This window comes from Marinimicrobium hydrolyticum (assembly GCF_030848505.1).
Classification (GTDB): Bacteria; Pseudomonadota; Gammaproteobacteria; order Pseudomonadales; family Cellvibrionaceae; genus JAVDDU01.
On the sequence record NZ_JAVDDU010000004.1, the window covers coordinates 333,072 to 349,885 of the forward strand.

At 52.7% G+C, this 16,814-nt stretch carries 12 protein-coding genes; 8 read left to right on the forward strand and 4 right to left on the reverse strand.

Going from position 1 to position 16,814, the window contains the following annotated elements; genetic code table 11:
- A complete protein-coding gene (locus RBH33_RS10075; RefSeq protein WP_306732052.1) occupies positions 1-1,779 on the reverse strand; it encodes a hypothetical protein in 1,779 nt (592 codons plus the stop codon).
- 151 nt (positions 1,780-1,930) lie between these two features.
- Between RBH33_RS10075 and RBH33_RS10080 the strand changes: the two genes are divergently transcribed.
- The 3 genes from RBH33_RS10080 (at position 1,931) to RBH33_RS10090 (ending at position 5,136) form a co-directional block, all read left to right on the forward strand.
- A complete protein-coding gene (locus tag RBH33_RS10080; RefSeq protein ID WP_306732053.1) occupies positions 1,931-2,506 on the forward strand; it encodes a hypothetical protein in 576 nt (191 codons plus the stop codon).
- Between the two features lie 2 nt (positions 2,507-2,508).
- On the forward strand, positions 2,509-4,626 hold the full coding sequence (locus tag RBH33_RS10085; protein ID WP_306732054.1) for an alpha/beta hydrolase family protein: 2,118 nt from the start codon (positions 2,509-2,511) through the stop codon (positions 4,624-4,626).
- A gap of 180 nt (positions 4,627-4,806) precedes the next feature.
- Positions 4,807-5,136 carry a hypothetical protein gene (locus RBH33_RS10090; RefSeq protein WP_306732055.1) on the forward strand — a complete coding sequence of 110 codons (330 nt, stop codon included), beginning with the start codon at positions 4,807-4,809 and terminating at the stop codon, positions 5,134-5,136.
- Positions 5,137-5,198: 62 nt separating this feature from the next.
- On the opposite strand, the gene RBH33_RS10095 is transcribed toward RBH33_RS10090, so the two are convergent.
- Entirely contained in the window at positions 5,199-5,549 is a 351-nt protein-coding gene (locus tag RBH33_RS10095; RefSeq protein ID WP_306732056.1) for a cupin domain-containing protein, read from the reverse strand.
- Positions 5,550-5,811: 262 nt separating this feature from the next.
- Between RBH33_RS10095 and RBH33_RS10100 the strand changes: the two genes are divergently transcribed.
- On the forward strand, positions 5,812-7,755 hold the full coding sequence (locus RBH33_RS10100) for a sialate O-acetylesterase (protein WP_306732057.1): 1,944 nt from the start codon (positions 5,812-5,814) through the stop codon (positions 7,753-7,755).
- A gap of 77 nt (positions 7,756-7,832) precedes the next feature.
- Here RBH33_RS10100 and RBH33_RS10105 read toward each other — a convergent pair whose 3' ends face one another.
- Positions 7,833-9,515 carry a carbohydrate-binding protein gene (locus RBH33_RS10105; protein ID WP_306732058.1) on the reverse strand — a complete coding sequence of 561 codons (1,683 nt, stop codon included), beginning with the start codon at positions 9,513-9,515 and terminating at the stop codon, positions 7,833-7,835.
- 399 nt (positions 9,516-9,914) lie between these two features.
- Positions 9,915-10,379: an Lrp/AsnC family transcriptional regulator gene (locus tag RBH33_RS10110; RefSeq protein WP_373568254.1), complete on the reverse strand. Its 465-nt coding sequence runs from the start codon at positions 10,377-10,379 to the stop codon at positions 9,915-9,917.
- Between the two features lie 311 nt (positions 10,380-10,690).
- Between RBH33_RS10110 and leuA the strand changes: the two genes are divergently transcribed.
- The 4 genes from leuA (at position 10,691) to RBH33_RS10130 (ending at position 16,757) form a co-directional block, all read left to right on the forward strand.
- Positions 10,691-12,358 (forward strand): 2-isopropylmalate synthase, encoded by a 1,668-nt coding sequence (gene leuA / locus RBH33_RS10115; RefSeq protein ID WP_306732059.1) that lies wholly within the window; start codon positions 10,691-10,693, stop codon positions 12,356-12,358.
- Positions 12,359-12,655: 297 nt separating this feature from the next.
- The gene (locus RBH33_RS10120) at positions 12,656-14,281 is read left to right on the forward strand and encodes a sensor domain-containing diguanylate cyclase (protein ID WP_306732060.1); all 1,626 of its coding nucleotides are present in this window, start codon (positions 12,656-12,658) and stop codon (positions 14,279-14,281) included.
- 191 nt (positions 14,282-14,472) lie between these two features.
- Entirely contained in the window at positions 14,473-16,191 is a 1,719-nt protein-coding gene (locus RBH33_RS10125; RefSeq protein WP_306732061.1) for a GMC oxidoreductase, read from the forward strand.
- 8 nt (positions 16,192-16,199) lie between these two features.
- Positions 16,200-16,757 (forward strand): gluconate 2-dehydrogenase subunit 3 family protein, encoded by a 558-nt coding sequence (locus tag RBH33_RS10130; RefSeq protein WP_306732062.1) that lies wholly within the window; start codon positions 16,200-16,202, stop codon positions 16,755-16,757.
- Positions 16,758-16,814: the final 57 nt, after the last annotated feature.

The window sequence follows — 16,814 nt, forward strand, 5'->3', positions numbered from 1 at the left end:
CTAGAATTGCTGACGTTGTCTCACATGACGCCATGACTTTCCGTTGTCGTTTGATTCAAAAAAGTCAGCACCCATACAGTTGACCAGCAATGTATCGCTGGCCTCAGGAACAGTCGAAAAGCAATGCTTACGCGGAGGGCTTACATCCATTTCAGCCTCCTGCCACGAACCTCCACCATCACTGGTAACGGCCGTCAATACTGGTCTGTTGTCCGTGCTTGTTCCACTCAGGCGAACGAACGCCAGGCCATCATTAGGACTTGAGAATACCGGAGTGGAAACAAACTCAAATGATCGGTAGCGCCTAATTCTAGCTCCATCTTTTACGCATTCACGTGCTCCTGGCCGAAGATCCAGGTCGGCGCAATTATCGAATGCCGATGCAAGCTCGACCCATCGCCCGGTATCTGATTCCAAACGGAAATAACGATTACTGGTTCTCATTGAAAGCGCCCCAGGTCGATTAGCTCCCAAATTTACTTGCCCGGCGTTCATCGCATAATTAATTCGAGTACCATGTTGCCTTCCATCTGAAAGTGCCCATGTTGACCTATCCACCGTAAAAACATTTCCATAGTGCCTTGAGTATACAGACTGATTGCCGTCACGTTGGGTGCTCATCATGAGGTAAGTCGTTCCATCCATATCAGCGACACGCAAGTAACCGATTCGCTCGGTCAAGTTGTTGTATCGGTTGGCCCGATTTGAAATACCTAGTCCTATGGCTGTTCCTTGTGAATCTATCCACCCAGAGCCGGAATTATAGTAAGCGAGCCTCTTTGGCTCTCCGTTCTCTAAGAGAGTTTGCCGAAAGACCAGGATCTCCCGATGAGTCCTAGCCACTACATCAATGGTATGATCATTATGAAAGTACAGGTGACGAATGCTGTATCGCGGGTCAAACTCAATTGTTCGCCAAGCTCCATTATTAGGTCGATAATGGACTTCTCCCATATCTCCGCCGATAGCCATATGCCCTTCCGGGCTCACGGCCATCGTATGCATATCTGAAGCAGAATCAATGGCCTTCATACCCCAATTGCCATCTGGCGTACGAATTAAAATGACACCCAGCTTTCCGAAAAAGTACACGTTATCATCGTGGTCTCTATAGTGGCCATTAAAAGCAACTGGGTTCTGAGCCGCTGAGGAATACTGAGTAAACCGTTCTGTGTCTCGGCCATCCGTATCCCAAGTTCTGATCCGACTAGCAGAAAGCACATCAGCATCCACTAATTGCTTAACGGCAGATAAAGTGGAGGAATTCGGAATTCGAATTAAGGTGTCTGTGTATCGATCTTCTTGAATTCTTGGAAAGTAAACAATCTCGCCTAAATCGGTGACCCCTTCTGAAACGACTTCAAACGTTCCTAAATCTACGGTGCTAGTCACCCGACGAGCGTAATGAATGTCTCCATCAGAGTACCGGGCAAGCAAACTGGCCACTGAGTAGTGGCCAGCGGGAAGTGAAACCGCAAATAAAGTGCTTCCCCCAGTACTGCCACTTACCGAAGAAAGCCGAAAGGGCTTGATGCTCGATGAACGATTGAGGTCCCGAGGTGCGAGCGTTACATAGTTAAAGGGAAGCCTGCTTGAACTTGCATCAATCACCCTGACGACCAAAACGCCATGGTTTGATTCGAGAGTTGCATCGCTCCCTAGAGGCTCGACGACGTGTACATCTAACGCTGGATGAGTGGCACACCCGACGAACAAAAAAAGTACCAGCAGTGTACCTAGTGCTGTGCGTGCATATCGCAGAATGAGCTGATTTGTCATTATGATCTCCTGATCCGCCCACATTTTCGTTGTTGCCTAGGACGCCTGGGTTGTGCTAAAAAGATCAGTTCACCCCCTATAAAGTCCAAATGGTTAAACGGGGTATTCGCGGGCCAGCATGGAGCTAGGACCCCCGAGGGAACAGGTTACTATGCAGAATAAGATTATAATAGTTTTTTGGATCATTCTTCTAACGCCTTTGCTTGCTTATAGCAATGGCGATACTCCTGCAGAAAAAATTGTCGAAACTGAGCCTAAGACTGTGCAGAAAATAAGGCGTGGCTCGGGGTATTTACTCTTCGAATTACAGCCTGGCCACGCCGGGGCATATCTGCAGATTTCGCGATTGGTTGATCGAAACCCAAGAAACTGGACCATTATTGACCTTGATGGCCGAGACCCGGGCTTGATCCTTATTCCCTTAGTTTCTGGACGATATCAGGTCCATCGCGTTAATGCCCCTTATTACAATTTGCCTTACAAGCTCGACGTTAGTGACAGCCCATACTGGGCATTTCAAATTCAGGCTGGAAGAATTAATTACATAGGGTCATTACGTATTCAGAGCGAGCGCTCCAGATCTGCTGTAAATGTTGAATTGCTCAACCGTTTAGCCGCGACGCTAGACCAGATCGAAGCTCAGTTTGCTAATGAGTTGGAACTGTACCCTCTGGTAATGGGTGTGAATTATAAAGACCCGTTTCTCTCGGAGCTAGTAAGGGAGTAGTCATGGCTCGCAGCCAATTAATAATTGAAGAGGATCCAATGAATTGGTATCAATCATGGTCCTCAGTCAGTGGCCATTTTCCAGCTAGCCATCGCGTCTCAGATCTAAAGCCGGTACTTTATCGTTGGCCGGCTATCTATCGATTATTCGCTGTAATTTCTGGTCTGATTCTCATTGTCTTTTCGATAAGTACCCACGCCAAACCAGCAATTGATAATGGATATTTCTTTGGGTATCCGGGCATGGTAAATGCCAGGTTGAGCCCGGATGGTGAGAAAGTAGCGGCCATTAGGATGGACACAGGTAGTCCAATCGTTGTACTTATCGATGTGGACACAATGACAGAGCGTGCGTTGTTTAGTACGGAAGATTACTCCGGCTCAGGGTCGAGCATAAGCGCTGTGGCCTGGATCGACAATCGTCACCTTGCCCTGCAGTTATACGAGTCCATAGAAGGCATTGAAAACCTCCTTGATACGAGAATTTCCACGCGCTTAGTTATCCTCAATGTACAGGAAGCGTTGCAAACAAACACTTATCGTAGTGTACGAACCAAAGGATACTTGGTCGATCCACTTCCCCACATTGAAGGAGAGTTTTTGTATGGGACGAGTGGTATATATTCGAGAGTTTATAGGCTAAACGCGTCCAAACTTTCCCCTGATAACAAAGTACTTGGGAAGCTTGATAGCGTTGACGGGGGGCAGTTTGTTCTGTCAAATGAAGTTCGATCGGTGGAGGGCTATGCCTTCAGGTGGTTTATCGATAGCAATTCAGTTGTTCAGGCTGCACTTTTGGTGGGATCTGAAAAAAAGGTCGAACTCACCGACTTTAGTGACGATGATAAGGGAGAAGTAATTAAAACATGGGATTTTCCTATAGAAAGAAAATATGATCAGAGTCATTCAAACAGAAATCTGATCCCCATTGCAAAGGCAAATGACAAGCACAGCTACTATTGTTTGGACGCCAATGAAATGGATCAACAATCAGTTTATAAAGTAAACTTTAAAACTGGTGAAGAACAGTTGGTTTATGAAACGGCAGCGTACAAGGTACTTAGTCTTCTGCTGGACAAAGACCACAGGATGACTGGTCTAAGAGTACTCAAAAATGGCGCTGTTGGTTTTGAATACATTGACGATGGAAGCTCCCAATTGGAAGACCGTTCTCCGGAGATTCTGACTTCAATAATCGACACCTCTCGTGAAGCTAATCGAACCCTCATCTATCGAGAAAGCCATAATATTCCAGGTGAGTTCCTGGTGATTGATGATAAAACGGGTACATCTGGACGAGTGGGAGGATTTTTTCCGGATGAAAGTGTTACTCGTTCATCCCGAATGATTGAGGGGCAAACAAAGGTGAACGGCCTTGACATACCTTACCTACTCAACATGCCATCTGCATTGGATGAAGCGTTCCCGCTGATTGTTATGCCCCATGGTGGGCCTATTGGTGTATTTGATAATCGCTATTACGACGCGACTACTCAATATTTGGTCGCGAATGGATTCGCAGTATTGCGAGTCAACTTCCGCGGCTCCGGTGGTATCTCCAGGAGCCATCGCGAGGCGGGTGTAGGGCATTGGTACGGAAAAATTTTGAATGATATTCATCAGACAACGATGGAGGTTTCTGCTCGATCGGACATTGACCCTAAACGAATATGTTTGACGGGGTTCAGCTATGGAGCTTATGCATCGGCTATGCTACTAATTCAGCATCCAGAGGTATACCAATGTGCTGCGGTTGTCGCCGGGGTGTTCGACCTTAACCTGTTGATCAATTCTCAACAGTTAGCAGAATCACGGAGAAGTTGGTTGGAAGGAGTGATTGGAATCAACAGAAATAATACCGATGCTCTGAAAAAGGCATCCCCGGTGTACTTGGCTGGACAACTAAGTAAGCCCATCTTCATAGTCCATGGAAGTGAAGATCGAGTTGCAGACGTTGAGCATTCATACCGATTTCGACGCATGCTGGAAAAAATGAAGAAGCCGCATGAATGGCATATTGCGGAGGGTACAGGTCATCACCTTTCAGATCCGGAGCAAGCCGGAGACATCTTTGGAGCCATTATTAAATTTGTCAAAGAAAACACCGCTGAAAGTCTGTAAATATTTCTAGACAAGTCGAACCGACCTGCTAGTCTGAGAGGCTCCTTTCTTGGAATCGCTACAGTGGAAAAAATAAAAGGTAAGGCCACAAACGTTAGAAATACAGTTGAAATAAGCGGGGAGGGGCGTAACCGATCCTCGTCTCACGTCTCAGTGTTTAAGATCAATGGTCGGCCGATAATGATAAAATCCGTCGATCCGGTGATGATAGAAGAGGATGATTTTGTAGCCGTTGCCGGGCGGCCAAGCAACGGTGTGCTCAAAGCTTATGCGTATAAAAACTTAACCACCGGCGTATCGGGAAACGACAGCGCCACTGTTATGTTTCTAGCGAGTCTTGTGGCTATCGGCGCGGGAACTGCTGTGCTTCTGGTCTTCTCGGAATCAATTATGGACATCCTGCCAAATCTCGGCGGTACTTTGTTTATCGGCGTAGGACTGACTGGCATTTATGAAACCTACAAGTTATCCACGGCTTATAGATTGCTGAAAGCCGAAAGAATGTTCTAATGAATCCATCGCGGCGATGGATAAGTCGGCTTCGGTAGCGCTCCAACACAGTCGGTCTGTTTCTAGTTTTCTACGTCCAGCCCCGAGATGCTCTCGGCAAAATCGATCAGGACGCAAGGCTCTTCGCCCACAGTCCAAGCGTCGTGGCCGGGTGCTATGACGACCACAGTGCCGGGGCCCGCGACCGCCTCAGTGCCGTCGCTCCCTCGTATACCGAGTCGGCCCGCCGCGATGTACCCAGCGTGGTTCGCTTGGCAAACGTGAGGTTCGACGTGTTCAGTGTAATGCCAGCCCGGTTCGAAGATGTTTCGCCACACTGAGATACCACCCACCTTTACTCGCTCACCGCGGCACTTGTCGAGGGCATAGGTTTCCTCTGGATTCTCGAACTGCGAGGTACTGAGACCTGCCATCACTTACCTCCTGGCTTTGTCGGGTGGGGAGGGCGTTCATTGGAGCCAAACACTGTTATCGTATAGGCGGTTAGTGCGAGAGAATGCTTGTACGACTTTAGAATTTCGACAATTGTCGTAGTTGCAGTTCCCACCATCTGCAGCGCAGCACCTAATCAGGTGAGTTCCGGGCGTAACGCTTTGAACCTTGTTATCATAAAGACTATAACTATGCCTTGCTGACCAACGGGGCAGCACATTCCTCTTTTTACAAAGGTTGCTTATGAAAGACTTCTGGTGTCGTGTAGCTCTGTCTGCGTGCTTGTTTGCGGTGTCCCTGAGTGCTTGGGCGGAGGTTTCTGTACCCCGGTTGGTGAGCGACGGCATGGTGCTGCAGCGGGATAGCGAACTGGACCTATGGGGTTGGGCTGACGCTGGCGAACAGATACAAATTGCCTTCCGAGGTGCTGTTTACGAGACTGAGGCCAATGCCGAGGGTAAGTGGCAAGTCCAGCTTCCACCCATGCCGGCGGGCGGACCTCACAAGTTGGAGGTGAGTGGCCCTAACCGCATTGTGGTTCGTGATGTGCTGGTGGGGGATGTCTGGTTGGCGTCGGGTCAGTCAAATATGCAACTAACCATGCGGCGTACTGAGCCCCTTTATGGCCGCTTAATGGCAGAGGCGCAGAACGATCACATCCGTGAATTTACCGTCCCTGAGCGTTACGACTTTAACGAGCCTCAGCAGGACCTGGAAGGTGGACACTGGCGCGCGGTAGCGCCGGACACCATTAAAGACTTCTCGGCGGTGGCTTATTTCTTTGCCCGCCGTTTGCAAGAGAATCAAGGTGTCCCAATCGGCATTATCAACGCCAGTCTGGGCGGTTCGCCGGTCGAAGCCTGGCTGAGTGAGGAGGCGTTAAAGGCGTTTCCAGAGCATCTTGAGGAAGCCAAACGGTATCGCGACGCCGACTTTGAACGGCAGGTAATCGAGGCAGATCAAGCGCGATCGCAGGCTTGGCATCAGGAGATGGACGAACGGGATCGGGGCTTGGACAAAGGCGAACCTCGCTGGTTGGGAGCGGATGTCGATCTAGCCCAATGGCAAACCATGAGCGTGCCAGGTTACTGGGCCACTGAAGACGGCGAAGCGGTCAACGGCGCTTTGTGGTTTCGTAAAAGTTTTCATGTGCCTCTCAACATGGCTGGCCAACCCGCAGAACTCAACCTGGGAAAAATTATTGATTCCGATACCGCTTATGTGAACGGTGTTCAGGTGGGTTCCACCGGTTATCGCTACCCACCGCGCTGGTATCACGTGCCCGCCGGTGTGTTGCAAGCGGGTGAGAACACCCTGGTGTTGCGCGTTGTCAGCCAAGGCGGCCGAGGCGGCTTTGTGCCGGACAGGCTTTATGAACTGGACTTCGGGCGCACGCGAGTGGATTTGACCGGCGACTGGCACTACCGCGTAGGTGCCGCCATGCCGCCTTTGGCACCCCAAACCTTTGTGCGCTGGAAACCCTTGGGGCTGTTCAACGGCATGATTGCGCCATTGGTGAATTATCGGATTAACGGTGTCATTTGGTACCAAGGGGAATCCAATGTCGGGCGCGCGGACGAATACCGCGACTCCTTCGCCAGTCTGATTGGCGACTGGCGTCACCAGTGGCTCCAGGGCGATTTCCCCTTTGTGTATGCCCAGCTGAGCAACTACCTAGAGCGGGCGGAGGAGCCTAGCCCAAGCGGCTGGGCTCAATTGCGCGAAGCTCAGTTGCACACCCTGCGCGTACCTGGAACCGCCATGGCCGTGACGGTCGACGTAGGTGAGTGGAACGATATCCATCCACTCAACAAAATGGCCGTGGGCGAACGGCTGGCTGCAGGGGCGCAAGCCCTGGCTTACGGCTCTCAAGAAGTGCATTCGGGACCACTCTACAAAGACCTGACCGTCAAGCGCAGGAAGGTCGTATTAAGCTTCGATCACACCGGCAGTGGGTTGGCGCTGAGCATTGGGGACGAGCCGCGCGGTTTTGCCATCGCTGGCGAAGATCGCGAATTCGTTTGGGCCGAAGCGCGCATTAAAGGCGACACCATCGAGGTGTGGAGCGACCAGGTGCGGAAACCCGTGGCGGTGCGCTACGGCTGGGCGGACAACCCAGAGGTCAACTTGACCAATAAAGAAGGCTTCCCGGCGTCACCTTTCCGCACAGATGATTGGCCAGAATAATTGGCTGTCAGAACGACGTGAAAAAAAGGCCCCGGTGTTTGTCACCGGGGCTTTTTTTCATTTACTTCTTCAATGGGTTACTGATAAACCCGGACATAGTCCACATACATACGCTGTGGAAAGCTACTGCTGCCATCCGGGTCGCCGGGCCATGTACCCCCGACTGCGACATTAAAGATAAAGAAGAAGGGGTGGTCGTATACCCAAGTACCATACTGCTCGACCTCAGCTTTGGTGACGCTATAAAAGTTATGATCATCGACAAACCAACTGATGCCGTTTTCATCCCACTCAACCGCATAGACTCGGTAACGGGCATCCGCCGGCTCACCGAAGTTATGCGACCCGTTGATGGGTGTGTCGCCGGAATAGCCGGGTCCGTGCAGGGCGCCGTGACTCATATGAGGCTCGAAACCGACGTGCTCCATGATGTCCAGCTCGCCATTGTAGGGCCAGCCCACTTGCTCGAAGTCGTTGCCCATCATCCAGAACGCTGGCCAAATGCCCTGAGTCGTTGGCAGCTTAATGCGCGCTTCCATGCGGCCATAGGTGAATTCCTGTTTGCCCAAAGACTTCATCCGGGTGGACGTGTACTGACACAGACCATAGTGACATTGGTAGTTGTGCGGGTTTTCTTGTCGCGCCTCTAGCACCAAAACGTTGCTGTTAACTTCGGGGTCGTATTGAATAAAAGCGTTGTCCCCATCGGTGTAATACTGAAGCTCGCCATTACCCCAACCCCAATCACCGTTGCCTGTTTCAAAGGTCCAGTTGTTGTGATCGATGGTATCGAATTCATCGCTCCACACGAGTTGCAGGCCTGGCGTGGGATCGCCGCCGTTGCCACTCCCGTCGCTGTCGAATTGCAGCCAGTTTAGGTTGAAACCGCCACTGATGACATTGACCCGTACGGTGTGGGTGCCTGCGGGTAGTTCAATAGGGTCGGACTCTAGCGTGATCCAGTTTTGCCAACCACCAGTATTGGCCACGTTCTGGGTACCGACGATCTCGCTGCCATTCAGATCCACGGTAAATGCGCCACCACCGACGGCGGATGCCACGCGGGACTGGATAGTGTAGGTGCCACCTTGCAAATCAATGGGGTATTCCAGCCATTCCCCCGCTTCCGTCCAGCCGACGTTGTAGTCGCCGCTGACGTCGGTGCAGATCTCAATGTCCACGCCGTCATCGCGATATTGGCCGCCCTGATTGAAGGGGGTGGTATCGTGATAGTTCACGTAGTCCTGGGCCTGCAGGGTGATGGTCTCTGGACTGCCGCCGCCGTTGCTCGCTGTACCGTATACCTCAAACTCCCAGATTGAATAACCCCATTCGTTACCGGCGCTGCGACTAACGCCGTACATGCGAACGTATCGATGACTCCCTGCGACACTGATATTGTCAGTACGGTCGCCAAAGGTGCCGCCCGATTCAGTGGCCAGGGTCACCCAGTCGGACCCATTGTTGGAACCGTGAATATGGTAGGTTTCAGCGTTGGCTGCTTCCCAGTGAATAACGACGCTGCTGAGCTCGTAAGCTTGGCCTAAATCCACGACTAGATAGGAAGGGTCTGTTTGCGCGGCCGACGCCCAGCGGGTGTTTCCGTTTCCGTCCACTGCGTTACTGGCGGGTAAATCCTCCGTGCTTGCCCAGGCCGATGCTCCTAGAGCTAAGTTTTCGCTTTGGGCGTTAGCTGCGGTGCTACCAAAGAATAAAAGGACGCACAGGGCTGTTTTGCTTAATCGTTTGATTATTCGCATTTCTTCCTCCTGACTTATTAAAATTGTGCAGGCAGTGCATTCCCTATCAAAGCGCTAAGGCCTCAAGCATCTGCTGCGTTAGGATCTCGAAACGCCGGCTAAACCGCAGCCGGATCCACGCAAAGCTCCTCCAGCAAAATTCGAGCTGCTGATTTATCGCGCTCACTGCATTGATCCGCTGATTGCGCAGGCTCCCGACGTTACTTGGGTATGAAGTCGTCGTCGTCCCACTGTCACCGAATGGAAAAGGTGGGACTATCTGAGGGAAGTAGGAGAAAATGCCCAGAGAGCGGATTAAAGGCCGAAAGAGTGCTCTAAAGGCATGGAAAGCCAAGGTTTAAGCGCACTTGACGTTGCAGCAGGGTTTGTTGACTCAAGTGTGAACACATTTCATGCCCGTTATTCCACAGGCAAGGCAGTGCTGTTAATGGGTGATTTAAGTACAAAGGATGAATGCACGCCGCTCACCCCTTCGATTCGGGTAAGTTTGTGCAGCAGAAACTGCTGGTAGCCATCCATATCCTTAACGATCACCTTCAACAGATAATCCGCCGATTGCCCGGTAATCAGGTGACACTCCAGCACTTCTGGATAGCCGGCAATGGTCTCCTCAAAGGCGCCAAAACGATCCGGCGTGTGCTTATCCATGCTTATCTGAATAAACGCCATCAAATTCAGCCCCAACTTGCGGGCGTTCAAGAGCGCCACATAGCCATCAATCAGGCCGTCTTCCTCCAGTTGGCGAACCCGCCGCAAACAGGGCGAAGGGGAGAGGTTAATGGCCTCGGCCAGCTCCTGATTGGAGATTCGCCCCCTTTCCTGAAGGATTTGCAGTATCTGCCGGTCATACCGGTTTAGGTCAATTGTCACGGGAGGTTCCAATATATGTCAATTAAAGAGCGTTTTCGGCAATTATATTGCTAACAAAAACTCGTGGGAACAATACTAGCAATAATCTATCGTTAATATCGACATATAATAACCCCATGCCTGAGTTTGGAAGCGGGTCCGTGCGAGTCGCACGGGCACTTCAGCCACAAGCTGCCCGTCGGACCGGTTAGACGCGTGAATGCCACAAGCGGATCACGCCGACCGGATGTTTTAGGGTCACCCCCTGAAGCAAGCCCAATGGAGCACTTCCGCAGGCCCATTATTTGCCAGCATTGGAGCCCAGCATGATTCCTGATCCCGCCCTTAAGTACCGCCGCTTTGAGCCCGTTCAATTGCCTGATCGGCAGTGGCCCAACCGTGTGCTCGATAAGCCCCCCATCTGGATGAGCACCGACCTGCGCGACGGCAATCAGGCGCTGATCGACCCCATGTCCGTGGACACAAAGATGCGCTTCTTCCAAGCTCTGGTGGGCATGGGTTTCAAAGAAATTGAAGTGGGCTTTCCGTCCGCCTCGGAAACCGACTTTACTTTCGTTCGGCGGTTGATCGAGGAAGACCTGATTCCCGACGACGTCACCATCGAAGTGCTCACTCAGGCGCGCCGGGATTTGATTGAAAGAACCGTTGAGTCCCTCAAAGGTGCCCGCCGGGCCATCTTGCACATGTACAACCCCATCGCCCCGGCGTTCCGGAAAATCGTGTACAAAACCGATAAGGAAGGGGTGAAAAACATCGCCATTCAGGGTACGCAATGGGTGCGCGAGTTGACCGCTACCCAGCCGGAAACCGAATGGGTCTATCAATATTCCCCGGAAGTGTTCTCCAGTACCGAAGTGGAATTCGCGAAAGAGGTGTGTGATGCGGTGGCCGAAGTTTGGCAGCCCACGCCGGAGAACAAAATTATTTTCAATTTGCCGGCCACCGTGGAAATGTCCACGCCCAACACCTACGCCGATCAAATTGAATGGATGCACCGCAATTTAAACAATCGCGATTGCATCATTCTGAGCGTACATCCGCACAACGATCGCGGTACCGCCGTAGCGGCTGCCGAGTTGGCCGTAATGGCTGGCGCCGATCGGGTGGAAGGCTGTTTGTTTGGCAACGGCGAGCGCACCGGCAATGTGGACCTGATTACTCTGGCTTTGAATCTTTATTCCCAGGGTGTGAATCCCGGCCTCGACTTTACCGACATCGATCAGGTGCGCCAGTTGGTGGAAGAGTGTAATCAGTTGCCAGTGCACCCGCGCCATCCTTATGCCGGCGAGTTGGTGTTTACGGCGTTCTCGGGTTCTCATCAGGACGCCATCAAAAAAGGTTTCGCGGTGCAAGATCCGGACGGTATTTGGGAAGTCCCTTATCTGCCCATCGACCCGGCGGATTTGAAGCGCAGTTACGATGCGGTGGTACGGGTTAACAGCCAGTCCGGCAAGGGCGGTGTCAGTTTTCTGTTGCAGCAGCAGGCGGGTTTCGAATTGCCTCGGCGTCTGCAAATTGAATTCAGTGGCGTGGTGCAGAAGGTCAGCGAAACCAGTGGTAAGGAAGTTCCCAGCGCGGATATCTATCGGCTTTTTGAAAACGAGTATTTGCAACTGGAAACGCCGTACCGCTACAGCAGCAGCAAAGTGAGTGATCAGGCCGAAGCCGACGAGGCCGCGGTGCACACCTTGATTCGTGCGCAATTCCAGGGTCAAGAGGTAGAGCTGCAAGGGCAGGGCAATGGCCCCATTGACGCCGCCGCCAAAGCGTTGAGCGAACACAGTGGCCAGCAGATAACCGTGGTGGACTACCACGAACACGCCATGGGCCAAGGCTCGGATGTGGCCGCCGTGTGCTACGTGGAAATCAAAGTGGGCGACAGCAAACCCCTGTTTGGCATCGGTCAGGACCGCAACATAGTGGCAGCTGCTATCAAAGCCTTGATCAATGGTGTTAACCGTTACCTGAAATAAGCTTAGCAAGCGTCAGCGTATCGGGCCCCATCTTTTGCGAGATGGGGCCCGTGTGTGTATTGACAATCTAAAAAGTCTGGCACATTTCTCTTTATCGCCGAAAAGCTGCTATATTGTCTTTCAAACTTAAAAAGCCTGGCTTTTGTAAGGTTAATGGGAATGGCATTATCGAGCTTTGGAAAGCTGCCTGGGGCACATATACACCAAAGGTGCCTTTACTGGTTTCTTTTGCTCTGTAGTTTGTTTTTCTACCCCGCCCAGGCCACCGATACACGTCCCACCCTCGACATAAGCACCTTGTCTGAAACCCTCTTGAGAGCCCCGGCAGAGTTTCGCAAAGACACCGTCGAAACATCCTTTTCTGCCGTTCAAACCCGAGACTTTAAGCCGCTTACCGACCGGGACATTAACCAGGGCATTACCGAACAAGCCTATTGGCTTCGGGTTACGCTCAGCAACACCGGCGATGCCCCCGTGACCTGGGTACTCAATCATGAAACCAGCTACATCGATCACATGCAGGTGTACTTTCGGGATGCGCACAGTGAGCGTTTCCAGAGCCTCGCGCTTTCTGATCGAGTGCCCTTTCACGATCGGCCACTGAACTACCGAAAGCTGGCTTTTCAACACACCACCGACGCTAACAGCCACACCGAACTGTATGTAAAGCTGTACTTTGATAATGCGGATTCGGTGAGCCTTAATTTCCACCTACGGGAAGCGTCGGTTTTTATTCAGCAGGCGCAGGCGGAGCATCTTTTCTATGGTGGCTATTACGGGGTGATGCTTAGCCTGATGACCATCGCCATGGTTATCGCCTTACTGCTCCGCAACACGACGGCGTTGATGTATGCCGCCCTCCTGCTGGCGACCACCACCAAATGGTTGCTGCTCAATGGCTACGGTTTTCAATATGTGTGGCCCAACAGTGTCTTCTTTCAGAACGAAGGCTTCCACATTGTCTTCTTGTTGTTCGCTGTTTGTGGGCTGCAGTTTTCAAAGTCGTTTTTGAAGCTGGATTTTTATTTTCCTCGGGTCCACACGCTGTTTTCGGCCCTGCAAGCCGTTTGTCTACTGGGCATAGTGATGCGCTTCGCCGGCTGGTATGTGCCGATTCTGCATTTGTCTTACACCATGTTGGCGGTACTGGCCCTGGTGATTCCCGCCGCGAGCTGGGCCGTATGGCGGCGAGGCGCGCATCATGCCCGCTGGTATACCTACGCTTGGCTGATTTACTCCTGTACGCTCTGGCTCGCGCTCGGCAGCGCTTCTTTCACTTGGTTCAATTGGGGCATGCAACCTTTGATGATTCTGCAATTGGGCAGTTTATTGGAGGTGGGTTTACTGATGGTGGCCATGAGTGAAGGCCTGATGGGATTGGAAAATGATCGCCGTCAGGCGCTCGCGATGGCCAACCAGGATCCTTTGACCGGCCTGGGCAATCGGCGCCTATTGCAGGTGGAGTTTGAGAACTTTAAAGAGCGCTACCAGCGCGGTAAAAAACCGGTCTTTTTGATCATGATTGACTTGGATCATTTTAAAGCCGTAAACGACCAATACGGACACGACGCTGGGGACGTGGTGCTAAAAAAAGTGGCTAAGCTGCTGCGCTCACACAGTCGCGACAAAGATGTTTGCATTCGTTACGGTGGCGAGGAGTTTGCTCTTCTATTGGAGGCGGACAATCAAGAGGAGGCGCTGGCCGTCAGTGAACGGATACGGCGCGAGTTCGCGAGTACGCCCACGCCTTATGAGGGTCAGTTGATAGAGCACACCCTCAGTAGTGGCATTACCCCGGTGTTGAGCCAAGGCCAGAGCTTCAACGTTAAAGAAATGATGCGTCGGGCCGATGCCGCGCTCTATCAGGGCAAAGCAACGGGCCGAAACCGTACGGTTATCTACGAGGAAGAGCACGTAGACTAAGGGCGGAGAACTCCCCAAGCTGGCCAGTGTCTCATCCCTAGCGAAGGGCCCCGCTGTTAACGGGGCCTTTTTTCGCACACCCAATGAAACCGGTTTCATTGGGGCCCAAGCTGGGACATAATGTGCCCACCTATAACATAAACGCCCAAAGTGAGAGTTACTCAGGCGGTATTCTTCTGGATGGATTTTCTATGAGCAAAACCCCTCAGTCAGCGGCTATCGTCGGCGCTGGCGCCGACAGCCATCGCTACGATGCCATCGTCATAGGTTCTGGAATCTCTGGCGGCTGGGCCGCCAAAGAGCTGTGCGAAAAAGGCCTGAGTACCTTAGTTCTCGAGCGCGGCCGGGACGTTAAGCACGTCCAGGATTACCCCACCGCCCATAAAGAGAATTGGGAGATGCCCCTGCGGGGCGAGATGTCCGCCGAGTTCCGGCGCGAAAACCCGATTTTGTCTCGCTGTTACGCCATCAGTCAGGCGACCGAGCATTTCTTCGTCAAAGACAATGAACACCCCTACCAGCAGGACAAGCCCTTCGATTGGATTCGCGGCTATCAGGTGGGCGGCAAGTCGTTGATGTGGGCGCGCTGGGTGCAGCGCTGGAACGAATTCGACTTTGAAAGTAACGTCAAAAATGGCGTGGGCATCGATTGGCCTATCCGTTATGAGGATTTAGCGCCCTGGTACAGCTACGTGGAGAAGTTTGCCGGTATCAGCGGTAATCGCGATGGCCTGGCGGCCATTCCCGATGGGGAGTTTCTACCGCCCATGGAGATGAACGCAGTGGAGAGGCATTTTAAGAGTGCCATCGAGTCGAATTTTCCCGGCCGCCACCTAGTGATCTCCCGCACCGCCAATCTGTCTCAGGCTCATCTGGGGCGGGGCCCCTGTTTATATCGTGCCCGCTGTGCTCGGGGCTGTCCTTACGGCGGTTACTTCAGCAGTAACTCCGCGACGCTGCCCGCCGCCGCTGCCACCGGCAACCTCACCATGCGCCCTCATTCCGTGGTGCACTCGATTATTTATGATCCCAAGACAGAGCGCGCTACAGGCGTACGCGTGGTGGACGCCGAGACGCTGGAGATGACCGAGTATTTCGCGCGCATCATTTTTGTGAATGCCAGTACACTAAACACCACCTTGATTCTAAAAAACTCCACCAGCGACCGATTCCCCAACGGCCTGGGCAACGACAGCGGGGCTCTGGGCCACTACCTGATGGATCACAACTACCGGGCAAGCCTGACCGCCGATGTGCCCGGTATGGAGGAGGATTACTATTTCGGACGCCGGCCAACGGGTACTTATCTGCCCAGATTCCGAAATATCTTCGACGACAAGCAGGACTATGTCGGGGGCTTCTCTTATTCCGTGGGTGCACAGCGGCAAGTGGGTAATGTTCAGCCCGGCGATACGCCCCTGGGGGCGGAATTCAAGGACAAAATGACTCACGTAGGCCCCTGGAGTATCTACATGGGCGGTATGGGCGAGCACCTGCCGTACTACGATAACAAGGTAAGCCTCAGCAAAACCCGCACCGACGCCTGGGGCATGCCCCTGCTGGAGATCGATTGCGAGTACAAAGACAACGAAGACCGCATGGTGAAGGACATTCATCAAAGCGGTGCGGAAATGCTGGAGCGGGCGGGTTACACCAACATCCAGCCCCGCAACACCCAACAAGCTCCGGGCCTGGCCATTCACGAGATGGGCACGGCACGAATGGGTCGCGACCCAAAAACCTCGGTGCTTAATGGCTATAACCAAATGCACGCCGTTAAGAATGTGTTTGTGACCGACGGTTCCGCTATGACGTCATCCGCGTGTCAGAACCCCTCGCTCACCTACATGGCGCTCACCGCCCGAGCCGTGGATTACGCGGTTCGTGAACTCAACAAACGCAATCTATAGGAGGCCCCATGATGAATCGCAGACAGGCCCTGCAGGCCATGATGGGCGCCCTGGGGCTTGCCAGTACCGCTCAGGTATTTGGCGCCCGCGTCCTCTTCGGAGATGTACCTGCCCACACCATCCGACCCGTTCTGACCGACAGCGAGGTCAAGCTGCTGGATGAGGTCGCGGAGACCATTTTGCCCGAAACGCCGGACTCACCCGGTGCCAAAGCCGCCAAGGTGGGCGAGTTTATGCAGGAAATGGTGAGCGCTTACTACGATTTGCTGGACCAGCAGATTTTCTTGAACGGTTTGGCGACCTTCCAGCAACGAGTGACCGAGCGTTACAGCGCGTCCTTCCTGAGCGTAAGCGCTTCCCAGCGCAAAGAGTTCCTGTTGACGCTGGAGCAGGATAGTGACGCCACCTACTATCAAATGATCAAGCAACTGGCGGTCTGGGGCTACTTCTCCTCCGAAGTGGGTGTTAAACAGGCGCTACGTTTTGCGCCCATTCCCGGTCGCTACGATGGGCAAGTGAAAATCGAGCCCGGCACCACAGCCTGGGCTAACATTGGAGGGGTCTAGCTGGCGAGCCTCGGCGTGAATCTTTGGGATTGTGGGGCCAAAATAATATAAATGAAT